Here is a 20,847-nt window from a genome sequence, read left to right as displayed (position 1 = left end):
GTTTTCTTTATGCTCACGGCGACCACGCAGCGAACTGCAAGGCGTGAGGTTCAAGCCTTGCCGCGCAGCCTTGTCATTATCGCTCCTCATTTGTGGCGCCCGTGGGTTCCGATAAAAGGCAGATTGGAATACGCGTCCACCCCTAATGCGGGTTCGTCGCTGCAAGACCGGCTTGGCCGTTTTGTCTGTGAGCACCATAGCGCTCGACCATGGTGGCGCTGGCGGCGTTCAAACCGACGACTTCAACCTCATGGCCGCGTCGCCGTGCCTTCGACACCACCCGATCCAGTGCGCCCACCGCAGAGATGTCCCAGAAATGCGCCGCGCTGACATCGATGACAATTTTCTCTACCGGCTCCAACACATCCATGGACTCGGCGAAGGTGCCGGCCGATGCAAAGAACACCTGCCCCTCGACGGCATAGGTTCGCACGCTGCCGTCGGCAGAAAGCGTGGATGAGACGCGGCTCAGCTTCGACACCTTCCCGGCGAAGAACACGCCGGAGAGCAGCACGCCGATCAACACGCCGATGGAAAGATCGCCGGTCGCCACCACCGCGATCACGGTTGCAAGCATGACAATGGAAGACGGCCATGGGTTCGTGCGCAGGCGTCCGAGCGAAGCCCACGAGAACGTGTTGATCGAAACCATGATCATCACCGCCGTCAGCGCCGCCACCGGCACGACAGCCAGTAAATCCTGCAACAGCACCAGCAGCGCGAGCAGAAATGCGCCGGCGACGAGTGTGGAGAGCCGCCCGCGCCCGCCGGAGGAGACATTGATGACCGATTGCCCGATCATTGCACAGCCGCCCATGCCGCCGAAGAAAGCGGAGGTAATATTTGCGATGCCTTGCCCGGCGCATTCACGGCTTTTGTTGCTGGTCGTGTCCGTCAGGTCATCGACGATCTGCGCTGTGAGTAAGGATTCCAGCAGGCCAACGGCGGCCAGCGTCAGCGCAACCGGCAGCAGGATGCGGAGCGTCTCGAAGGTGAGCGGAACCTCGGGGACGCCGAAGCTGGGCAGCGCTGTTGGAAGCTGGCCGAGATCGGCTACAGCGCGCACATCGAGTTTGAAGACAAGGCTGACAACGGTCAGGACTACGATCGCCACCAGCGGCGACGGAACCGCCTTCGTCACGCGCGGGAAGATGTAGATGATCGCGAGACCGAGCGCGATCAGCCCGTATGTCGCCATCGGCACATGTATGAGCTGGGGCAATTGAGCCAGGAAAATCAGGATAGCCAGCGAATTGACGAAGCCGGTCATGACGGATTGCGAGACGAAGCGCATCACGCGCCCGAGTTTCAGCAGGCCGGCGACAATCTGGATGATGCCCATCAGGATGGTGGCGGCGAAGAGATACTGCACGCCATGCTCGCGCACGAGTGGCCCCATGAGGACGGCCGTGGCGGCGGTTGCGGCCGAGATCATCGCCGGTCGACCACCGACGAAGGCGATGACGCTCGCAATGACGACTGAGGCATAGAGCCCGACCTTGGGGTCGACGCCGGCGATGACCGAGAACCCGATTGCCTCGGGGATCAATGCCAAAGCGACGACAATGCCGGAGAGCGAATCCGCGCGGACATTGGAAAACCAGTCACGTTGGACTGTGGAAGCTAAAATCATGGAAGGGGAATCCCGCAAGGAACACACAACCCGTCGCCCATTTGCGCGGCTGACGATCGGTCGTTTCAGTTGCGTGGTCCGGCGGATCGGCGGCCGGAAGAGCCACCCGGGATTTCACCGGGTCCAGTCGAATGTTCGCCGTTATAGTGGACTATTTTTGCAACGCAACATGGAAGGACAGGGAAGTTGTTAGATGGAAAGCGTCTGGCGCAGGCGCCCGCCGTAGTCGCTCTCGGCGAAAAACATATGAAAAGATCGACGACGGCTCACCGGCCAGCCTTCGCCATTATGTCCAGCCACGCAATCGCCTCGGCTACACCGACCAGCCCGTAAGACGCCGCCGTCGGTCCCTGTTGTCTGATCCGGATCGAGATGCCGCCGAGCTCGTTGATCGCTTCGAAGCCGTTTTCATCCGACGTGTCGTCTCCCAGAAATACCGGCCGCCTGCCGGCGAACGCGTCCTTTTTCATGAATCGGCGGATCGCCGCTCCCTTGGCGGCTTCGAGCGGCATCAGTTCCACGCCGGCATTGCCGGCCAGCACGCGGTAGCCCGGCGGCAGGTGGTCCAGCGCCTGCTCGACCAGATCGGTCGCGCGCGCCAGAAGGTGTGGCGCGGCGCGGGTATGCAGGGCCAGGATCGGCCCCTTGCGCTCGATATAGACGCCTGCGCCGATAAACTCGGCCTCGATCTCTTGCGCGAGGGCGGCGATGTCGGCCGGTTCGCTCGCGGTTTCGACGGGTCCGCCCATAACCAGCCGATGCTCCAGCCCGTAGAGACCGGCGGCACGCAGCTTGAGCGGCGCAAACAGATGATCGACGGCCGCGATGGAACGCCCGGTGATGAAGGCCAACGCGCCATCCAGCCGCTGCTCCAGCGTCTCCAGCAGTACGCGAAGCTCGTCGCTCACCGAAACGGCGTCCGGATGGGCGGCATGCTCCAGGAGGGTACCGTCGATATCGAGGAAGAGAGCGAATTTTTCCTCACTCAAGTCCAGCACCGGTGGCTTTTGCATCACCGTCATAGGGCCGCCACCCGCCGCCGCTCGAACATGGAAACAACATTGCTGCCCGGGCTGCCGGGAGCGGACGTGTCGCCGCCGGTGACGCGGTCGAGCTCGCCGCGCTTGCGCAGGCGCGCCGCGTCGAGCAGCATGGAGCCGGCCCAGCGGTAGACATTGTTGTGGCGCACGATCTCGCGCATGCGCCGCATGCGCTGCAGTTGTTCCTCCGGGGCCATGGTCAGGGACTGCTGCAGCGCTTCGCCCATCATCGCCGCATCATAGGGATTGACGATCAGCGCCTCCAACAACTCCTTCGAGGCACCCGCGAAAGTCGAGAGCAGCAGCACGCCCTGCTCGTCGTCGCGGGCGGCGACGAATTCCTTGGCGACGAGATTCATGCCGTCATGCAAGCTGGTGACCATGCAGATGTCGGCGGCGCGGTAAACCTCGTAGACTTCCCGCTGCGAATGGTGTTCGGCGACCATCAGGACCGGCGTATAATTTTCGCCGCCATAGCGCTGGTTTAGTTCCAGGGCGCGAGCTTCGCATTCTTCATGCAGCAGCTTGTAGGCGGGCAGGGTACCCCGGCTGGGGGCGGCGATCTGCAGGAACACCAGCCTGCCGATCCATTCCGGGTGTTGCGTGAACAATTCGTCCAGCGCCTGGAAGCGGTCAAGGATGCCTTTCGTATAATCGAGGCGCTCGACGCCGACGCACAGCTTTACGTCGTCTGCCAACCCGTATTTTTGACGGACGCGCGCACGGCACTCGGCCACCGAAGGCAACTGGGCCAGAAGATCGGGCGGCCATTCGATGGAGATCGGATAGGCATGGACCAGACTGGTTTCGCCGCCGTAGGAAATCGCGGCATCCTCGCGCTCGATGCGGCTTTCGAGGAAGCGGTCGACGCTTTCGATGAAGTTGTTGCAGTGAAACTGCGTATGAAAGCCGATGATCGAGCTGCCGAGCAGGCCGTCGAGGATCTTTTCGCGCCATGGGCAGATGCTGAACACTTCTGAATTCGGCCACGGAATATGCCAGAAGGTGATGACGATGGCTTCCGGCAGCCGCTCGCGGATCATGCGCGGCAGCAGCGCGAAGTGATAATCCTGGACCAGCACGATCGGCCGTTCGTTGCGCGCTTCCGCCACCACCGTATCGGCGAATTTTCGATTGACCGCCTCGTAGGTTTCCCAGTCGGTGGCGCGGAAAATCGGTCGGGTGAAGGCGATGTGGCAGAGCGGCCAAAGCCCCTCATTGGCAAAGCCGAGATAATAGCCCTGATGTTCTTCCTCGGTCAGCCAGACGCGCCGCAGCGTATAGGAGGGCTTGTCCGGCGGCACCTGGATGCGGTCTTTTTCATCGACGGTCAAGCGATCCGCCGTGCCGCCGCCATAGGCGATCCAGGTGCCGGCGCAGGCGCGGGTGATCGGCTCGAGCGCCGAAACCAGACCGCTGGCCGGTACAAGAAGTTTGATGCCGTCCTCCGTCTGGTCGTGGATGTAGGGCTCGCGGTTGGAGACGACGATGACCTGCGCGCCGGGCAATTCTTCGGCCAGTATCTTGCGCAGCGTTTCGGGCGTCCAATCGATCATGGCGGCATCGGCGGTGGAATGGCCGTTCTTCTGGGATTCGCGCAGCACCTGCCGCTCGGCGCCGATATCGCCGCTGGAAAGGGCTGGGGCGATCCTATTGCGGCGCGCCTTTCTCATCGAGAACACAACCGCCAGCAGCGACAGCGCCAGGCTTGCACACACGACCACCCAGAGGAAATCCAAGCCATTGTTTGTCATTGGAATTCCAAATGCCTCTTTCCAATATTTCCGAGCCGGGAGGCCGGGCCTGTTTCATTCGTTTGCGGGATGCGTCGCCGGTCACGGCCGGGCAGCGCCATCCAACCAACGCGGCGGATGGCGGATCGGTTCCGGCCTTTTCACGTGGTGACGATTAGCGGCGCGAGTCCCTCATGGCGGTCGGCAAGGAAGGCGACGACCCGGTCGCCGACACGCTGGAAGGTCAGATCCACAGCCGCATCGCCGACCTGGAGATGGCGCACGGTCAGGCTGTCGATGCCGATCGGCAGGCGTGGCCGGGTGACGTGTAGCTCTCCCTTCCATCCGTCGATTTCGAGGCCGAGACAGGCCTGCATCAGCATGAAGGTTGCGCCCGCCGACCATGCCTGCGGCAGGCAGGCGACCGGATAGGCGATCGGTGCCTCGCCCGGCGCGCGGGTGAAGCCGCAAAACAGTTCCGGCAGCCGCATGTTGAAATGCACGGCCGCCTCGAAGGTGCCGCTCATCAGCCGCACCACATGATCGCGCACGCCGTAGCGCGCCAGCCCCGCCGTGCACAGTGCGGTGTCGTGCGGCCAGATCGAACCGTTATGGTAGGACATCGGATTAAAGAAGATGGCATCGTCCGCCAGCGTGCGCAGGCCCCAGCCGGAATGAAACGAGGCTGACAGCAACTGGTCCGCCACCTTCTTCGCCCGCTCTGGCGAGGGCAGGCCCATATAGAGCAAATGGCCGGCATTCGAGGTGCGCACCTTGCAGGGCTCGTCATTGCCGTCGAGCGCCAGTGCGTAGGTATCCAGTTCGTCCACCCAGAAGGCGCGTTCGACCGCTTCACGCATTTTTTCGGCGCGCACCTCCCAGTGATCGGCCGCCGCCTCGTCGCCCCGACGCCGTGCGAGTTTACCGAGACCCTTGAAGGCGGAGAAGACATAGCCCTGCACCTCGACCAGCGCGATGGGGCCTTTGGGAATGCGGCCATCGGCATGAAACACCGAGTCGAAACTGTCCTTCCAGCCCTGGTTGGCGAGCCCGGATTCGGCGGCGCGCTGATAGGTGAGGAAGCCTGTGCGCAGGCTCGCCTGTTCCGTCCATTCGGCGGCCGCGCATAGCGACGGCCACAGATTGTCGATGAAATCCATGTCGCCGGTGCGGTTCGCATAGGCGCAGGCCAGATGGATATAGAGCGGCGTGGTGTCGACGCCGCCATAATAGCGGCCGAACGGAAGCTCGCTCAGGGCTGCCATCTCGCCCTTGCGGGTCTCGTGCATGATCTTGCCGGGTTCTGCATCGCTGAACAGCGAGACCTCGGTCGCTTGATGCTGGGCCAGAAAGGCCAGCACGCCGCGCGCCAGGCCGGGGTTGAGCCACAGCATCTGCAAGGCCGAGATTACGCCGTCGCGGCCGAACGCGGTCGAGAACCACGGGATGCCGGCATAGGGGTAGGGCCCGGTCGCAAGCTCGGTGGTGAGCAGCGCCACGTCGGCGCGGGCGCGGGCCACCCAGTCGTTGAAGACGCGGCCGGAACTGTGCACGGTCGCGCCATGACGGCGCTTGGCGCGCATGGAAAAGCGGGCGCTGGCGGCGGCGGCGCGGAAGCGCTCGCGGTCGGGCGTTTCGGCCAATTCAGCGCCGACCTCGACATAGAACGTCTTGGCGCTGCGCTTGGTGACGGCGATGAAGAAATCGGCGCGGTCGGCCAGAAGATGATCGGGCGCTTGCGAAAAAGAGATCACCGAACTGCGCAACAGCTTGTCCAGCCCTTCATAGCGCAGCACGACGGAATTCTCGTCCGTCTCGGCGGCATGCGAAGTGCCGCGCTTCGGCCGGGTCGATCCGCGAACCTCGAACATGTCGCGAAAATCGGCGGCGAAATGCAGCGAAAGCAGGAAGGTGGAATGCTCCTGGCTGTAGTTCGAAAGCGTGATGCGCTCGAACAGCCGGTCTTCCCAGATGAGGCGCATCCGCTCGATGTGGATGCCACCTTGCGGGATGTCGCGTCCGATGGCACTGCGGATCGGCAGATTGGTCAGATTGGCGGTGAACAGCACATTGTCCTGGCTGAGCGAAGCGCCGAGCAGCGAGGTGGAACGCCCGCCGATGGTCAGCCGGAACTCCGAAAGCACGCGCGTGTCGTCGCGAAAGAAGCCATCGCCCAGCCCGCGAATGTCGCCATAGGCATCGGCAACGGCAAAGCAATCGCCATGCTTGAGCGCGAACAGCCGGTGCGGTTCGCGCGGCGCGGTTTCATCGAGAGCCGCAAGCGCGATGGCCGGGTCGAGCTTGCGCTCATCGAGCGGGATTGTTGCGGCGCGGTCGGTCACGATGCCTTTGCCCCCGAATGCGCGCCCAGCAACCGGGCATAGGCGGCCACATAGTCGCGCGCCATTCGTTGGGCGGAAAATCGCTTTTCGAACACGGCCCGCACATTGCGTCTGTCGAGGAAAAGCAATTCCGGCATGCGGGCGACCGCATCCTCGATCGTCTCGACGACGAAGCCGGTAACGCCCTGATCGATGATCTCGGGCATGGCACCGCCGTTCCAGGCGATGACCGGTGTGCCGCAAGACATCGCTTCGATGACCGCAAGCCCGAACGGCTCCGGCCAGTCGATCGGAAACAGCAAGCCAGCGGCTCGGCCCAGAAATTCGGCCTTCTGGGGCTCCTCGATCTCGCCGACATAGGTGACACGGTCGCCATCGAGCAGCGGCTCGACGTGTTCATGGAAATAGGCGCGGTCGTCATCGCCGATCTTGGCCGCGAGTTTTATGTTCAACCCCGCACGTCTGGCGATCTCGATAGCGCGATCGGGCCGCTTGTCGCGCGAAAAACGGCCGAGAAAGACAAGATAGGGGTCTTGCGAGTCCTGCTCGAAATTCGGCGGATAAAGGTCGACCGGCAGGCCGTGATGGATCGTCGCCAGCCAGTTGGCGTCGGGCAGGCCGCGCTGCTGGCTGCGGGAGATGGAAATCATCGGAAATCGGGGAAACCGAGCATAGGCCGGAGCCAGATCGACGTAATCCAGCCTTCCATGCGGGGTTGTCACCGTGCGCTCAGCCATTTCCTCAAAGAACGGAAAATGCAGGAAATGGCTAAGATGAAAATGGATGATATCGAAATCGTCGGCCCGCCGCCGTACCTCGTCCAGCATGGACAAGTGTGCCGCGACTTCCGACTTCAGCGGACGCGGATCGAGCCGCAATGCCTGCTCGCGGCAGGCCACCAGCTTCGCCGAGGTTTTGGTGTCGCCGCTGGCAAACAGTGTCACGTCATGACCTAGTTCGACCAACCCCTCCGTCAAATAGGAGACGATGCGCTCGGTGCCGCCGTAAAGCAGCGGCGGAACCGCCTCGTAGAGCGGCGCGACATGGGCAATCCTCATCAACCGGCATTTCCTCGATCAAGCGGTGGTGCTGTTTGGAAATGCCTCAGCCGGCGGATCGTTCCTGTTTCGGGCGGTCCGCATGCTTCGGCGGAGCGTCGTTCTCATCCGGATTGGGCAAAGGAGCCTCATCGGGAAGCCTGTCCGGATCGGGCTCGCGCACGGGCCGAGGCTCGTGAATCGGCGGAGGCGGCGGTGCCGGTTTAGGTGTTGGTTCGGGAACAGTAGCCATGGCATCGTCCTTTCCGACAAAACCCCGAAACGGTTCGACGGTTCCCATTTTTCTCGTTTTGGATTGAGAACGCCGATCAGCGCCGTGCGATCTATCTTGGAACGATTTCTGGTGCGCGGCGGTTTCCTTTTGCGAGCGAGGGCAACAAGATGCCGATGCTTCCGGAGGCTGAATTCATGCAGATTGCAGATCGTAACGGGGCTCAAGGGGTCGACCGCGACTGGTGGCGCGGTGCGGTGATCTACCAGATTTATCCGCGCAGCTATCAGGACTCCAACGGTGATGGCATCGGTGACCTGCAGGGCATTATCCGCCGTCTCGGCTACATCGCGGACCTTGGCGCCGATGCCATCTGGATATCGCCCTTCTTCAAATCACCGATGAAGGATTTTGGCTACGACGTCACCGATTATTGCGATGTCGACCCGATATTCGGGACGCTTGCCGACTTTGACGCGCTGATTGCGGAGGCGCACCGTCTTGGTCTGAAAGTGATGATCGACGAAGTGCTGTCGCACACCGCCGATGCCCACCTCTGGTTTCGAGAAAGCCGTTCCAGCCGCGATAACGCCAAGGCCGACTGGTATGTGTGGGCCGACGCCAAGCCGGACGGCACGCCGCCCAACAACTGGCTGGCGATATTCGGCGGTTCCGCGTGGCAATGGGATACGCGACGCCAGCAATATTACCTGCATAATTTTCTGGCCGAACAGCCGGACCTGAATTTCCACACCCTTGCCGTTCAGGACGCACTTCTTGATGTGACCCGGTTCTGGCTGGAGCGCGGCGTTGATGGTTTCCGGCTCGACACCATCAATTTCTATTTTCATTCGCAGGGGCTGGAGGACAATCCGGCCTTGCCGCCCGCTCAGCGCAATGACCAGACAGCACCCTCGGTCAATCCGTACAACTATCAGGACCATATCTACGACAAGAGCCGTCCGGAAAACCTCGCCTTCCTCGAACGCTTTCGCGCGCTGCTCGATGAATATCCGGCAGCGGCGGCGGTCGGCGAGGTCGGGGATTCCCAGCGCGGGCTGGAGGTGGTGGCTGCCTACACCGCCGGCGAAAAGCGCGTCCACATGTGCTACGCTTTCGATTTCCTGGCGCCCGAGAAAATCAGCGCGGCCAAGGTGCGCAGCGTGCTTGAAAGCTTTGGCCGCGTGGCCAGCGACGGCTGGGCGTGCTGGGCCTTCTCCAACCATGACGTGAAGCGTCACGCCTCGCGCTGGGCCGCCGGCGAGCAAGACATGACCGCCTATCTGAAGGTGATCTCGGCGCTGCTTTTGTCGCTGCGTGGCTCGGTCTGCCTCTATCAGGGCGAGGAACTGGGGCTTGGCGAAGCCGACCTTGCCTATGAGGATCTGCGCGATCCGTACGGCATCCGCTTCTGGCCCGAATTCAAGGGCCGCGACGGTTGTCGCACGCCGATGGTCTGGGATGAACGGGCCAAAAACGGCGGCTTTTCAAGTGCAAAGCCGTGGCTGCCGGTACCTGCCGATCATCTGACCAAGGCGATCGGCGCGCAGCAAGGCAAAGAAGCATCGTTGCTGGAGCATTACCGGCGTTTTCTCGCCTTCCGCCGCGCGCATCCGGCACTGGTCAAGGGCTATATCGAATTTCTTGAAGCGCCAGATGGCGTAGTCGCGTTCACCCGCCGCGAAGGCGATGAGCAGATGCTCTGCGCCTTCAACCTCAGTCATTCGGCCGTTACTCTAGACCTTGGCAGAAGCGACGTTTTACAGGCCCTGACGGGGCACGGCTTTGGCGGAATAGCGGAAGCTGGAACAATCCGCTTGAAAGGTTACGATGCCTGGTTCGGCCGCCCCTGGATAACAACGTGACAGCACCTGCACGCCACGTCTAGACTCAAGTCACGCCTGGATTTTCAATTCGAACTGACCACCGCTTCCGCTTCGATCTCGACCTCATAGTCGCCGATCAGATTTCCGGCCTGGATCATGGTATTGGCGGGCATGATGGCGCCGAAGAACCGGCCGTGCGCCCGCGAGACGGACTCCCATTTTTCAGCGTCTTTCAGGTAGATGCGGGTGCGCACCACGTCTTCGGGCTTGCCGCCGAGCGCCGCCACCGCAGCGAGGATCTTGTCAAGGATGTAGGTTGTCTGGGCGGCGGCATCGCCCGGAGAAACGCCTCGCGCGCCGCCATGCGTGGCCGTCGTCCCGGATACGCGGATGGTGTCGTTGACGCGGACGGCGCGGCTGTAGCCGGCTATCGGCTCCCACATACTGCCGGATGAAACGCGCAGTCGGCCCGGTGCCCCAGGGATCGGCTCGGCCTTGAACGCGGGCTCGATAGTCTCGAGATGGTGGCTGAGATCGCCGGATGCGGTGAGGAAAGGCGGCTTGCGGTACTCGTCGCCGCAATCGCCTTGTATCATCGGCATAGGCGCGCAGGCCTCGTCAATCGCTGCCCGGTCGGCCGCGTCGAGATCGAAGCCGAAAACCTTCAAATTGTCGTCACGATGTTCGCTCTCGCCAAGGCGTGCGCCGATGATCGTGGCGGCGACAGCCGGCTGCGCCAGTACCCACCGGCTGGCTACATTGGAAATCGAAACACCGTGGCGCAGGGCGATCCGCGACAGCGTCTCGAGCAGGTGCTGAAAGGATGCCCATCCGCCCGCGGCATCAATGAAGCGCTTGTATTTGAGGCGGCTCCAGTCGGTGATGTCCGCCGGCTCCGGCCTGCCCAGCCAGCGTTCCGAAAGAAACCCGCCGCACAGCGTGCCATACGCGAGCAATCGGACATCGAACTCGGCGCAAAGTGCACTGAGATCGCTCGCCGCCCGCCTGTCGACCAGCGAAAACGAGACCTGATTGCTGATGACAGGAATTCCGTCTGTCAGAGCCACGCGCAAATGCGCGGCATCAAAATTAGTGACGCCGATCGCGCCGATCAGGCCTTCTTCGCGAAGCCGGTTCATTTCATGCAGCGCGTCCAGCCATGCGGGATGCTCAAAGGTCCACCAATGCAGTTGCAGCAGGTCGACTTTCGCCACGCCGAGACGGTCCAATCGCTCCTGCACTCCCCGCCTCACGATGTTGGCGGTCATTGCGCCGGGTTCCGGGCACCATTTGGTGAAGGCTCTCGGGCGGGCATTGCGGGACGGATACCGGGACAGCAACTGGCCGGTGATCAACTCCGCGCTGCCATAGTGGTCGGCCATGTCGAAAGTGTCGAAGCCAGTGTCCGCATAGGCTTGCAGGAAATCCGCGCCGACATTCGGATCGATTGTCGAGCCGTTCTTCTCGATGTCGGCTACCTGCCAGAGCCCGCACACCAGTCGACTGATCTCAAGCTCCCCGCCAAGAAGAACCCGCTCAGGAACATTACCCATTGGAACCCTCCGCCGACGCCCGGGAGCGCCGTTTGACCCGCTCGATAGCACGCGACATGCTTGTCTCTTCCCCGAGAATGCCGCGCGGCCTGTAGAGGAGGATGGCGCACAGCGCAGCGCCGATCATCACGATCTGCAGCGCTGCTGCGCGCGCCTGTTCGCCCGGCGGGAAAACGGACGAGATGATCCCCGCCGACGCCGCCCAGATCGCCCAAACGAGGACAGCGCCCAGGATCGCGCCGCGATTGTTGCCGGACCCGCCGACGATGAGCATCGCCCAGACCTGGAAGGTCAGCATGGGCTGGTAGTTTTCCGGCGCGATGAACCCGATGAAATGTCCCTGGACTGCGCCGGCCAGGCCCATGATGGCGCCGCCCAGCGCAAAGGCCTGCAAACGGAATGACATTGAATTCTTGCCGAGCGCCTGAGCGGCGGTTTCGTCCTCGCGGATCGATCGCAGCGCTCTGCCCCACGGGCTTCGGGCCAGGCGCTGCAACAGATAATAGAGACCCCCAACGAGCACGATCAGCACGCCAAGGTTCAACAGCCCGAAAACGACCCCATTGCTGGCGTAGCTGGCGAAGGGACGTGGGATGAAGCTTATGCCGAACGGTCCGCCGGTAATGCTCTGCAGGTTGAGTGCGGCGAGATGCACGACGATGCCGACGCCGAAGGTAGCGATAGCGAGATAATCGGCCCGCAACCGAATGGTCAGCAGCCCGACCAGGAACGAGACCAGCGCCGTCGCCCCGGCCGCCCCGGCCCAGCCGATCACAATCGGCATGCCGAAGCCGCCAAACCGGCTGGGATCGTCCGGCGTCGTCAGCAATGCCGAGACGTAGGCGCCCATCGCGACAAAGCCGGTAATGCCGACATTGAACAGCCCGGTCTGTCCCCATTGGACATTCAGTCCGAGGCATATAATGGCGTAGGTCAGGGCCATGGTGAGGAAGAAACTGCCATAGGCGATGAGTTCGATGCTCATGCTCTGCTCCCGAACAAGCCCTGCGGCCTTAAAGAAAGAACAAGCACGAGGATGACGAACGCGACGGCGGCACGCCATTCGGCGCCGATATACTGCACCGTCAACGCTTCCGAGACGCCGACGATCAGGCCGGCGATCATCGCCCCCGGCACGCTGCCGATACCTCCCAGGATCGCCGCCGCGAAGAGCGGCAGGAGCAGGTCCAGACCCATTTGCGGCCTGATCTGCACCAGCACTCCGGCGGTGACGCCGGCGATGGCAGCCAGCGCTGCGCCAAGTATCCAGACAAAACGAATGATGTCGCGGGTGTCGATCCCCGCGATGGCGGCGAGCTGAGGATTCTCACTGACTGCGCGCATGGAGCGGCCGATGGAAGTGCGCGTCAGCATGAGGTTGACCGCAACGGCCAGCACGGCGGTGACGGCAAGCGATAGAAGCTGATCCGGCGTGGCGCGCAATCCCGCTCCCATTCGCGTCGCGATCTGCAGATTGGTCGTGTAGTATTGCGGTGCCGAGGTGAAGAGAAACTCCAGCAGGCTGCGCAGGGTCAGCGCTGCGCCAAAGCTTGCCATCACCAGAATGATGACGGTGCTCCCCTTTCGCCGCAGGCGTCCAAACAAAAGCCAGTCGACCGCCAAAGCCAATGCTGCTGCGAGCACCACCGCTACGATGGTTGCAATAGGCAATGACCAGCCGAAGGAGAACGGACCAATCGGCGTTTGCAGGCCGGGCACCAGGGCTCCCAGCACGCCGGCGGCGATAAAGGCGAAGTAGGCGCCCCAGGCGAGCAGTTCGCCATGCCCGAAATTGGCGAAGCGCAGGATCGAATAGGTCAGGGTCACGCCGATGGCACCCAGGCCGATCATCGATCCGGAGATCAGCCCATCCATGATGGGTTGAAGGTTCATTGTACGTCTCCGTGCCGAACGCCCAGATAGAGCTCGCCGATCACGGGGTCGTCGAGCAGGCTGGCGGCATCGCCCTCATGTCGCAATTTGCCTTCGACGAGTATGACGGCGCGATCGGCGATCGCGAGGGCTGCTTTTACGTTTTGCTCAACCAGCACGACCGTGACGCCAGTCTTGTTGATCTCCCGAAGCCGGGCGAACACTTCGCCGACAATTTTCGGGGCAAGCCCAGCCGATGGCTCGTCAAGCATCAGGACATTCGGCTTGACGATCAGCGCCCGAGCGACCGCCAGCATCTGCCGCTGTCCACCCGACAACGCGCCAGCGCGCCGTTCCGGGCGCTCGCCGAGATCGGGAAACATTGCGTAGAGTTCGCCAATGCGCCTGGCGCGATCGTTGGGCGGCAACAACTGTGCGGCGATCTGCAGATTTTCATGAATGGTCAGCGTCGCGAACACGTTTTCGGTCTGCGGCACGAAGGCCAGCCCGTGCCGAATCTTGCGATGCGGCGGGACGTCCGTGAGATCGATGCGGCCAAGCGAGACCGTTCCCGCATGGGTTGGCACGACGCCGGCAATCGCCTTGACCAGGGTGGACTTACCCGCGCCGTTTGGCCCCAGGATTACAACAAACTCGCCGGACGCAACGGTCAGGTCTATCCCATGAACGATCGGCTGGTCGCGTTCGTAGCCGGCGACCAGTCCTTGCGTAGCCAGCGCCGGCAGATCGTCCTCGCTCATCACGCCGCACCGCCCAGATAGGCATCGACAACAATCGGATTTCGCGAGACTTCGCTCGGTGCGCCCTCAGCGAGAAGCCGACCCGTCGCCATCACGACGACGCGGCTGCACAGGCGCGCGACCATGTCCATGTTGTGCTCGATCAGCAGGATGGACTTGCCCTGCCTGTTGAGATCGACCACGCGCGATATGATGATTTCCAGCAGGCTGGGGTTCACGCCTGCGGCCGGCTCGTCGAGCAGGATGACGCCTGGGTCGGACATGAGAATACGCGCCAGTTCCAGCAGCTTGCGCTGGCCGCCGGAAAGAACACTCGCCGGCTCGTCTTCAAGGTGGGACAGGGTGACGAAATCGATGAGGCACCGTGCCTTGTCGATCGCCGCGCGCTCTTCCGCCGCCACGCGGGCCGGCCTGAAAAAATTCATCCACATGCGCTCGCCGGATTGGTTCTGTGCGCCGGCCACGACGTTTTCCAATACGGTCATCGACGGGAATGGCCGCGGGATCTGGAATGTACGGCCCATGCCTGCACCGATGCGACGCTCGGCTCCTGCATTGGTCAGGTCAGTTCCATTGACCTCGATCCTGCCATGGTCAGCCTTGAGGCTGCCGGCAAGCAGGCTGAACATGGTGGTTTTTCCCGCGCCGTTTGGTCCGATCAGGCCGATCATCTCGCCGCGCTCGAGATTGATCGACATGTCGTCGACGGCTCGAACGCCGCCAAAGGCCTTCACCAGACCATGCGCTGCGATCACAGGCCCCACGCCAGGGCTGACACGATCCACCTGCAAGTCAGCCTCCTCCCAGCGGACGGCTTTTGATCTTTGATGTTTGATCATGAAACTTTACAATTGAAAACTATGCAAGTACGAATTTGCTGACGGGACCGCAGAAATTGGCTCGTACGAGACCGATGATTGCGCCGGGAGGAGCAGGCATGAACGTCTTGACATCGATTTCGCCGGTCGGCCGCGAAACCTTGCATGATCGTGTCTATTCGGAGTTGCGCAAGACACTGATCCTGGGCGGTTTTGGCGTCGGCCAGGTCCTGCGCATTCAGGACCTGTCGGAAGCGTTGAGTACGAGCACGATGCCGGTTCGCGAGGCTCTGGGGCGGCTCGTATCGGAACGGGCGCTGGAAGCGCTGCCCAATCGAAGCGTGCGCGTTCCGCTGGTCACGCGCGATCGTCTTGACGACCTGGCGAGAGCCCGCGCCCTTGTCGAGGGGGAACTGATTTCACTGGCATTGGATCGGTTGGCGGATACCGATCTGTCGCGCCTGAGCGAATTGACGAAGGAGAGTGAAGAGGCGTTTCTCGAAGCCAACGATGCGCGCCGCGTCCGTCGCACCTCCGAAATCAACCACGAGTTTCACTTCACCATCTATCGTTGTGCGGGAAGCCAGGTTCTTATTCCGATCGTCGAAAGCCTCTGGCTGCAATCCGGCCCTTACGTCCACGTGGCGGCGCGCCTTTACGACAAGGGCGACTACGACACGACAGCGGTGCTTTCAGCGACCCGTTTTCACTGGGAATTGCTGGATGCGATCAAGCGGCGCGACTGTAAAGCTGCCGTTCACGCCCTGACGCAAGATATCAGCCAGTCCTTCAACCTGATCCGCGAATGGCTGGATTCGAACGGCGCGACGGAGGCGGACCTTGCCCAAACGCGATGAAAGCTTTGAACTCTTTGATCTGCGCGTCGAGGTTGTCCTGCCCGAAGGCGCGCCGATCTATTGCGGGGCCAGGCCCGGCGATCATTTCGAGCTTCATGGCGAGCTGATGCATCTGCCGCCGGGGCAGGGCTTTTCGATCTACTCGCTGGCCGCCGTGCTGCCGCTGCTTGCCGCCAAGCAACGGCCGACACATCAAAACGACTGGATGACCACTGACGCCGAGATTGCGTGCCCGGACCCTAACTGCGGCTCAAGGCTGAGGATCACCCGGCTTGGCCTGCGCCGCTTCAACCACGCCGACACGACGGCCGTTCCTTTGGGTGACTAAGATGCAACGCACAAGCCTCGCGCCCGGGTACGAAATCTCGCGCGTCATTCGCGGCGGGTGGCAGCTGTCCGACAGCCACGGTACGCTCAGGGGCTCTGATCCCGTTTCCGACATGGTAGCCTTCGCCGACGCCGGCATTACAACTTTCGATTGCGCCGACATCTATACCGGCGTCGAGGAAATGATTGGCGATTTCCGGATGCACTATCGCGACATTCGCGGGCAAGATGCACTCGAACGGATCAAGGTCCACACCAAATTCGTTCCCGACCTTGATGTGCTTGCGAGGATTGCCAAATCCGATGTGGAAGGCGTGATCGATCAATCGCTGCGCCGCCTGAAAATGGATCGGCTCGATCTCGTTCAGTTTCACTGGTGGGATTATCAACAGCCCAGATGGCTTGAAACCGCCGGTTGGCTCAATGAGCTGCGCAAGGCAGGCAAGATCGACAAGATCAGCGGAACCAATTTCGATAGCCGGCATGTGTCGGACTTGTTCGCAGCCGGCATTCCGATCACCACGATGCAGGTTCAGTACTCTTTGCTCGACGCACGGCCGCGCAAGCAGATGGCGACGCTGGCCGCCACACACGGCATGTCGCTTCTGTGCTACGGCACGGTGGCCGGCGGCTTCCTGGGCGACCGCTGGCTCGGCAAAAGCGAACCCAAGGATTTCGAGAACCGCTCGCTCACCAAATACAAGCTCATCATCGACGATACCGGCGGCTGGGCTCGGTTCCAGTCCCTGCTCACGACCCTGCGACGCGTCGCGGATCGACATGGCGTCGACATCGCCACGATTGCGAGCGCCTTCACCCTGTCCCAGCCCGCCGTGGCCGCGGTCATCGTCGGTGCTCGCAACTGCGATCATCTGACCTCGAATTTGGCGATTTCATCCACGACATTGACCAAGCAGGATCAGGAGGAAATTGCCGGGGTTACCGCCGGTGCAAGAGAGCTTGAGGGCGACGTGTACAGCCTCGAACGCGATCGTTCGAGCAAGCACGGAGCCATCATGAAATACAATCTGAACAAGGGTGAAGCCTGAGAACGAATGCGTGCATTCAAAGGATGATGGCTGCATAGCGCAGCCGAAAAGGGGAGAGAGACATGAAGAAATTGCTTTTTGTGACGACCGTGCTGTCAGCGCTCGGTCTGGCTCCGGCGATGGCCGAGAACTGTGACATAACCATAGGCCTGGTCATGGAATTGACCGGTCCTGCCGGAGCCTATGGCCAGGCGGGCGCCAAGTCCGTGGAGATGGCGTTTAGAGATTTCAACGAGGCTGGTGGTATTGACGGTTGCAAACTGGTGACCGACACCCGTGACAGCCAAAGCCAGGGCAATGTCGCCGTGGATCAGGCCAATCAGCTCGTCAATATCAAGAAGGTGCCGGTTATCATCGGCGGCATCATCTCGTCGATCTCACTGCCGATCCTGACATCGGTCACCGGTCCGGCCAATGTTGTCCAGATCTCGCCGGCCTCGTCTTCTCCTTCCCTCACGCAACTGGGCATGGACGGCAAGACCAACGGCGTCTTCTTCCGTACGATCACCTCCGACGCCTTGCAGGGAACGGCCGCCGCGAAATATGCGATGGACCAGGGTCTCAAGAAGCTCGCGATCATTCACGTCAACAATGATTTCGGCGTGAACATGGTGAAAGAATTCACCATCGCCTATCAGAAGCTTGGCGGTACAATCACCTCGACGGTTCCTTACAACGAGAAGCAGCCGAGCTATTCGGCTGAAGTCACCGCCGCAATGACGGGTGATCCCGAGGCGCTCTACCTGGTCAGCTATCCTGTCGATGGATCAACCATCGCCCGCGCGTGGATTTCAGCCGGTGCGCCGGCCAAGTTCCTGCTGAATGACGGCATGAACTCGGACGATTTCATCAAGGCGGTCGGCGCGCAATATCTGAACGACGCCTATGGAACTTCGTCCGGCACCGCCCAGACCGCCTCGTCCGATTATTTCTACAAGGAATACGAGGCCTTCTCCGGAGGCATCAAGCCGGATGCGCCCGCAGCCGACCGGTCTTATGACGCCGGCGCGATTGTCGCGCTGGCGATCGCGAAGGCAGGCAAGCCGGAATCAGCGGCTATCAAGGCGGCGATCCCGCAGGTGGTGGCTCATGACGGCGAACCGATCTACGCCGGCAAGGAGCAGTTCGCCAAGGCGCTGGCGCTGATCAAGGAAGGCAAGCCAATCAAGTATGAAGGCGTCATCGGCCCTGTCAGCTTCGACCAGTACGGCGATATTACTGGCCCGTTCCGCCTATGGCGGATCAAGGACGGCGTCGTGGAAACGGTCGGCCAGATGTCGGCTGCGGATGTCGAGAAGGTGAAGGCTGAAATCGCCAAATAATCGAACTCGCTATCGAGGGCGCATCAATCCTGGTGGTTGGTGCGTCCGACGGCTCGACGCGAGTGAGCGGTTAGCCACACCGCCATATGATTTCTGCTACCTGATCGGTGTGAAGTCCGGCCCCAACAGGGTAGGGATTTCAATGCGCGTCGCCTGGTCGTGTCCGTCGACCACAAGCCGAAACAATTCATCGAGCATCCGGGGAACGTCCTGCCGCAGCATGACGATATTCTCGTTGAGAGCCTCGGCCAGCGGATCCCAGTCGAAGCAGCCGATGTGCGGCAGGCGGTCACCGTGGAGACCGCGCGCCTTCAGCCAGCGGATGACGCCCTCCAGGGTAATCGTGGAACTGACGAAAAACGCCGCCGGCATTCTTTCGTGGCGGGCGGCATAGTCGCGCAACGTATTTTCCGCCTTGTCGGGAGAATAGCCGCCGGCAAGAATCCATTCTTCCCTGACCGCGACCCCGAACTCCGAATGGGCCTCACGGAAGCCCTGGATGCGTTCGGCGGTGTTGTGGTCGCTCAAGCGTCCGCCGATGTAGAGGAGCGGTTCGCCGGGAGCCCTCTCGGCCTGGGAAGCCTGGAGTATGCGCCGCGCCAGCGCGCGGGCACCGCCCCTGTTGTCGGAAATAACCGAAGGCGCCAGCGATCCGGGCAAGTCCAGATTGAGCGAGCGGACGCCGGAATTGGCGCATAATTCCGTAATGCGGTCCGGGTCGGTGGCCCCGGTGGCGATCAGGCAACTCACCTGGTGCGAAATCATTTCCTTTGCCGCCTGGATTTCAAGCTCGGCCTCGCGCCGCGTACAGGTAATGATCGGGAACAGCCCCCGGTCGCGCGCCATCGCTTCGAAGCGTTCGACGATCGAGCCAAAATACCGGTTGTCGTATTTGGGCACGATCATGCCGATCAGATTGGATTTCTCGCGGCGCAGCCCGCTTGCCTGCGTGTTCGGCGCATAGCCCGTCTCGCCTGCGATACGCTCGATCTTTTCCGCCAGCGCAGCACTGATGCGCCGCTTCTTCCATGTGCCGTTCAGCACGGAACTGACGGCCGTCGGCGAGGCGCCGGCCAACGACGCCAGGTCGTAGATTGTTGTACGTTTGCGGGAGACTGGAGAACGGTCGCTCAATCGATTTCCTTTGATCTAGGTGCCAGCTTGACATCCTTCAAGGGCTATAGCAAGTTAGCTCCATCGGTTGAGCTTGCCGCTTAATCGATGGAGCAAGGTTAAGTTGCGCCGCTCCGACTTCTGGGAGGAAGTGTTCGCTGGTCTGTGGCCATGTGTGGCGACAGGGTGCCTGGGGCGTGTCTCACAGGATGTCGGCATTGAGGCGAACCCGTCCCGATGGAGGAGACATTCAATGAAATACCTAATCATTTCTGCCGCAGTCGGCGCGATGAGCGTCCTGATGAGTAGCACGGCGATGGCCCAGACCAAGGGGACCGTCGCTTTTCTGATGCCGGACCAGGGATCGACCCGTTACGAGGAACATGATTACCCCGGATTCAAGGCCGAGATGAGCAAGCTGTGCCCGGATTGCACAGTTATCTATCAGAACGCCAATGCCGACATGTCGCTGCAGCAGCAGCAGTTCAACTCGGTTATTACACAGGGCGCCAAGGTCATCGTACTCGATCCCGTCGACTCTTCCGCGGCGGCCGCCTTGGTTTCGCTGGCGAATTCGCAGGACGTCAAGATAATCGCCTATGACAGGCCCATTCCGGACGTTCCGGCCAACTTCTATGTTTCCTTCGACAATGAAGGCATCGGTTATGCCATCTCCAAGTCGCTCGTCGACCACTTGAAGGCCTCGGGCGTGCCGGAGGGGTCGGGCGTGCTTGAGATCAACGGATCGCCTACCGACGCGGCGGCCGGCCTGATCCGCGACGGCATCCATCGCGGCCTCAAGGATTCCGGCTACAAGACGCTCGCGGAATTCGATACGCCGGACTGGAAGCCGAGCGAGGCTCAGCAGTGGGCCGCCGGCCAGATCACCCGTTTTGGCGCGGACATCAAGGGTGTCGTCGCCGCCAATGACGGCACCGGCGGCGGCGCTATTGCCGCCTTCAAGGCAGCGGGCGTCAATCCGGTCCCTCCCGTTACCGGCAATGACGCGATCATCGCGGCTCTCCAGCTGATCATCTCGGGCGACCAGTACAACACGATCTCAAAGCCCTCCGAGATCGTTGCGGCAGCCGCCGCGAAAGTTGCCGTGCAGCTTCTGAACGGCGAAACGCCCGAGGCGAAGACCACTCTGTACAATACGCCTTCGGAACTCTTCGTTCCCGCCGTCGTCACCAAGGAAAACATCAAGGCCGAGATATTCGACAAGGGTATCCAGACACCGGAACAGGTCTGCACCGGCGAATACGCCGAGGGCTGCAAGGCGCTTGGCATCACGAACTGAACGAACAGGGGGAGGGCGCATAGACGCCTTCC

Annotated in this window: 17 protein-coding genes and 1 other annotated feature; of the genes, 6 read left to right on the top strand and 11 right to left on the bottom strand. The window is 61.7% G+C overall.

Translation table 11 applies throughout. From position 1 onward, the window contains the following. Positions 1–142: 142 nt before the first annotated feature. The 5 genes from ACX3P0_RS14900 to ACX3P0_RS14880 all read right to left on the bottom strand — a co-directional run bounded on the left by ACX3P0_RS14900 (position 143) and on the right by ACX3P0_RS14880 (position 7,806). Positions 143–1,633, bottom strand: coding sequence for a SulP family inorganic anion transporter (locus ACX3P0_RS14900; RefSeq protein ID WP_459089610.1), 1,491 nt, complete (start codon positions 1,631–1,633; stop codon positions 143–145). A 72-nt stretch (positions 1,634–1,705) separates the two neighbouring features. Next, positions 1,706–1,761: a sequence feature (sul1 is cis-regulatory element that is thought to sense ions involved in sulfur or methionine metabolism; They are found in Alphaproteobacteria), on the bottom strand. Between the two features lie 138 nt (positions 1,762–1,899). Beyond that, positions 1,900–2,655 (bottom strand): trehalose-phosphatase, encoded by a 756-nt coding sequence (otsB, locus tag ACX3P0_RS14895; protein ID WP_459089608.1) that lies wholly within the window; start codon positions 2,653–2,655, stop codon positions 1,900–1,902. After that, a complete protein-coding gene (locus ACX3P0_RS14890) occupies positions 2,652–4,427 on the bottom strand; it encodes an alpha,alpha-trehalose-phosphate synthase (UDP-forming) (protein WP_459089606.1) in 1,776 nt (591 codons plus the stop codon). The genes otsB and ACX3P0_RS14890 overlap by 4 nt, the downstream gene beginning before the upstream one ends. Positions 4,428–4,567: 140 nt before the next feature. Further along, positions 4,568–6,748, bottom strand: a complete 2,181-nt coding sequence (locus ACX3P0_RS14885; protein ID WP_459089604.1) for an amylo-alpha-1,6-glucosidase — start codon at positions 6,746–6,748, stop codon at positions 4,568–4,570. Further along, positions 6,745–7,806: a glycosyltransferase family 4 protein gene (locus ACX3P0_RS14880; RefSeq protein ID WP_459089602.1), complete on the bottom strand. Its 1,062-nt coding sequence runs from the start codon at positions 7,804–7,806 to the stop codon at positions 6,745–6,747. The genes ACX3P0_RS14885 and ACX3P0_RS14880 overlap by 4 nt, the downstream gene beginning before the upstream one ends. Before the next feature lie 408 nt (positions 7,807–8,214). Here ACX3P0_RS14880 and bglA point away from each other — a divergent pair, with 408 nt between their 5' ends. Further along, positions 8,215–9,882, top strand: a complete 1,668-nt coding sequence (bglA, locus tag ACX3P0_RS14875) for a beta-galactosidase BglA (protein ID WP_459089635.1) — start codon at positions 8,215–8,217, stop codon at positions 9,880–9,882. A 44-nt stretch (positions 9,883–9,926) separates the two neighbouring features. On the opposite strand, the gene ACX3P0_RS14870 is transcribed toward bglA, so the two are convergent. The 5 genes from ACX3P0_RS14870 to ACX3P0_RS14850 are packed head-to-tail and all read right to left on the bottom strand — an operon-like array spanning position 9,927 to position 14,820. After that, complete coding sequence (locus tag ACX3P0_RS14870) at positions 9,927–11,396, bottom strand: aldo/keto reductase (protein WP_459089600.1); 1,470 nt, start codon at positions 11,394–11,396, stop codon at positions 9,927–9,929. Further along, positions 11,389–12,381 carry a branched-chain amino acid ABC transporter permease gene (locus ACX3P0_RS14865; RefSeq protein ID WP_459082256.1) on the bottom strand — a complete coding sequence of 331 codons (993 nt, stop codon included), beginning with the start codon at positions 12,379–12,381 and terminating at the stop codon, positions 11,389–11,391. Before ACX3P0_RS14865 ends, ACX3P0_RS14870 begins: the two co-directional genes overlap by 8 nt. Further along, positions 12,378–13,289 carry a branched-chain amino acid ABC transporter permease gene (locus tag ACX3P0_RS14860; protein WP_459082255.1) on the bottom strand — a complete coding sequence of 304 codons (912 nt, stop codon included), beginning with the start codon at positions 13,287–13,289 and terminating at the stop codon, positions 12,378–12,380. The genes ACX3P0_RS14865 and ACX3P0_RS14860 overlap by 4 nt, the downstream gene beginning before the upstream one ends. After that, positions 13,286–14,029, bottom strand: coding sequence for an ABC transporter ATP-binding protein (locus ACX3P0_RS14855; RefSeq protein WP_459082254.1), 744 nt, complete (start codon positions 14,027–14,029; stop codon positions 13,286–13,288). The genes ACX3P0_RS14860 and ACX3P0_RS14855 overlap by 4 nt, the downstream gene beginning before the upstream one ends. Further along, positions 14,029–14,820 carry an ABC transporter ATP-binding protein gene (locus ACX3P0_RS14850; RefSeq protein WP_459082253.1) on the bottom strand — a complete coding sequence of 264 codons (792 nt, stop codon included), beginning with the start codon at positions 14,818–14,820 and terminating at the stop codon, positions 14,029–14,031. The genes ACX3P0_RS14855 and ACX3P0_RS14850 overlap by 1 nt, the downstream gene beginning before the upstream one ends. A 146-nt stretch (positions 14,821–14,966) precedes the next feature. Here ACX3P0_RS14850 and ACX3P0_RS14845 point away from each other — a divergent pair, with 146 nt between their 5' ends. The 4 genes from ACX3P0_RS14845 (at position 14,967) to ACX3P0_RS14830 (ending at position 18,402) form a co-directional block, all read left to right on the top strand. Further along, positions 14,967–15,704 carry a GntR family transcriptional regulator gene (locus ACX3P0_RS14845; RefSeq protein ID WP_459082252.1) on the top strand — a complete coding sequence of 246 codons (738 nt, stop codon included), beginning with the start codon at positions 14,967–14,969 and terminating at the stop codon, positions 15,702–15,704. Continuing rightward, the gene (locus ACX3P0_RS14840; protein WP_459089598.1) at positions 15,688–16,032 is read left to right on the top strand and encodes a TIGR04076 family protein; all 345 of its coding nucleotides are present in this window, start codon (positions 15,688–15,690) and stop codon (positions 16,030–16,032) included. The genes ACX3P0_RS14845 and ACX3P0_RS14840 overlap by 17 nt, the downstream gene beginning before the upstream one ends. A 1-nt stretch (position 16,033) precedes the next feature. Next, positions 16,034–17,080 (top strand): aldo/keto reductase, encoded by a 1,047-nt coding sequence (locus ACX3P0_RS14835; protein WP_459082250.1) that lies wholly within the window; start codon positions 16,034–16,036, stop codon positions 17,078–17,080. Positions 17,081–17,142: 62 nt separating this feature from the next. Continuing rightward, positions 17,143–18,402, top strand: a complete 1,260-nt coding sequence (locus ACX3P0_RS14830) for an ABC transporter substrate-binding protein (RefSeq protein WP_459089596.1) — start codon at positions 17,143–17,145, stop codon at positions 18,400–18,402. A gap of 96 nt (positions 18,403–18,498) precedes the next feature. Here the strand turns inward: ACX3P0_RS14830 and ACX3P0_RS14825 are convergent, their stop codons facing one another. Continuing rightward, positions 18,499–19,536, bottom strand: a complete 1,038-nt coding sequence (locus tag ACX3P0_RS14825; protein ID WP_459089594.1) for a LacI family DNA-binding transcriptional regulator — start codon at positions 19,534–19,536, stop codon at positions 18,499–18,501. Positions 19,537–19,768: 232 nt separating this feature from the next. Here ACX3P0_RS14825 and ACX3P0_RS14820 point away from each other — a divergent pair, with 232 nt between their 5' ends. Next, entirely contained in the window at positions 19,769–20,815 is a 1,047-nt protein-coding gene (locus ACX3P0_RS14820) for an ABC transporter substrate-binding protein (protein WP_459082247.1), read from the top strand. Positions 20,816–20,847: the final 32 nt, after the last annotated feature.

The sequence above is a fragment of the Mesorhizobium sp. A556 genome (assembly GCF_054489545.1).
The sequence above is the reverse complement of the archived record's forward strand: the minus strand, read 5'-3'. Positions and strand labels throughout refer to the sequence as shown.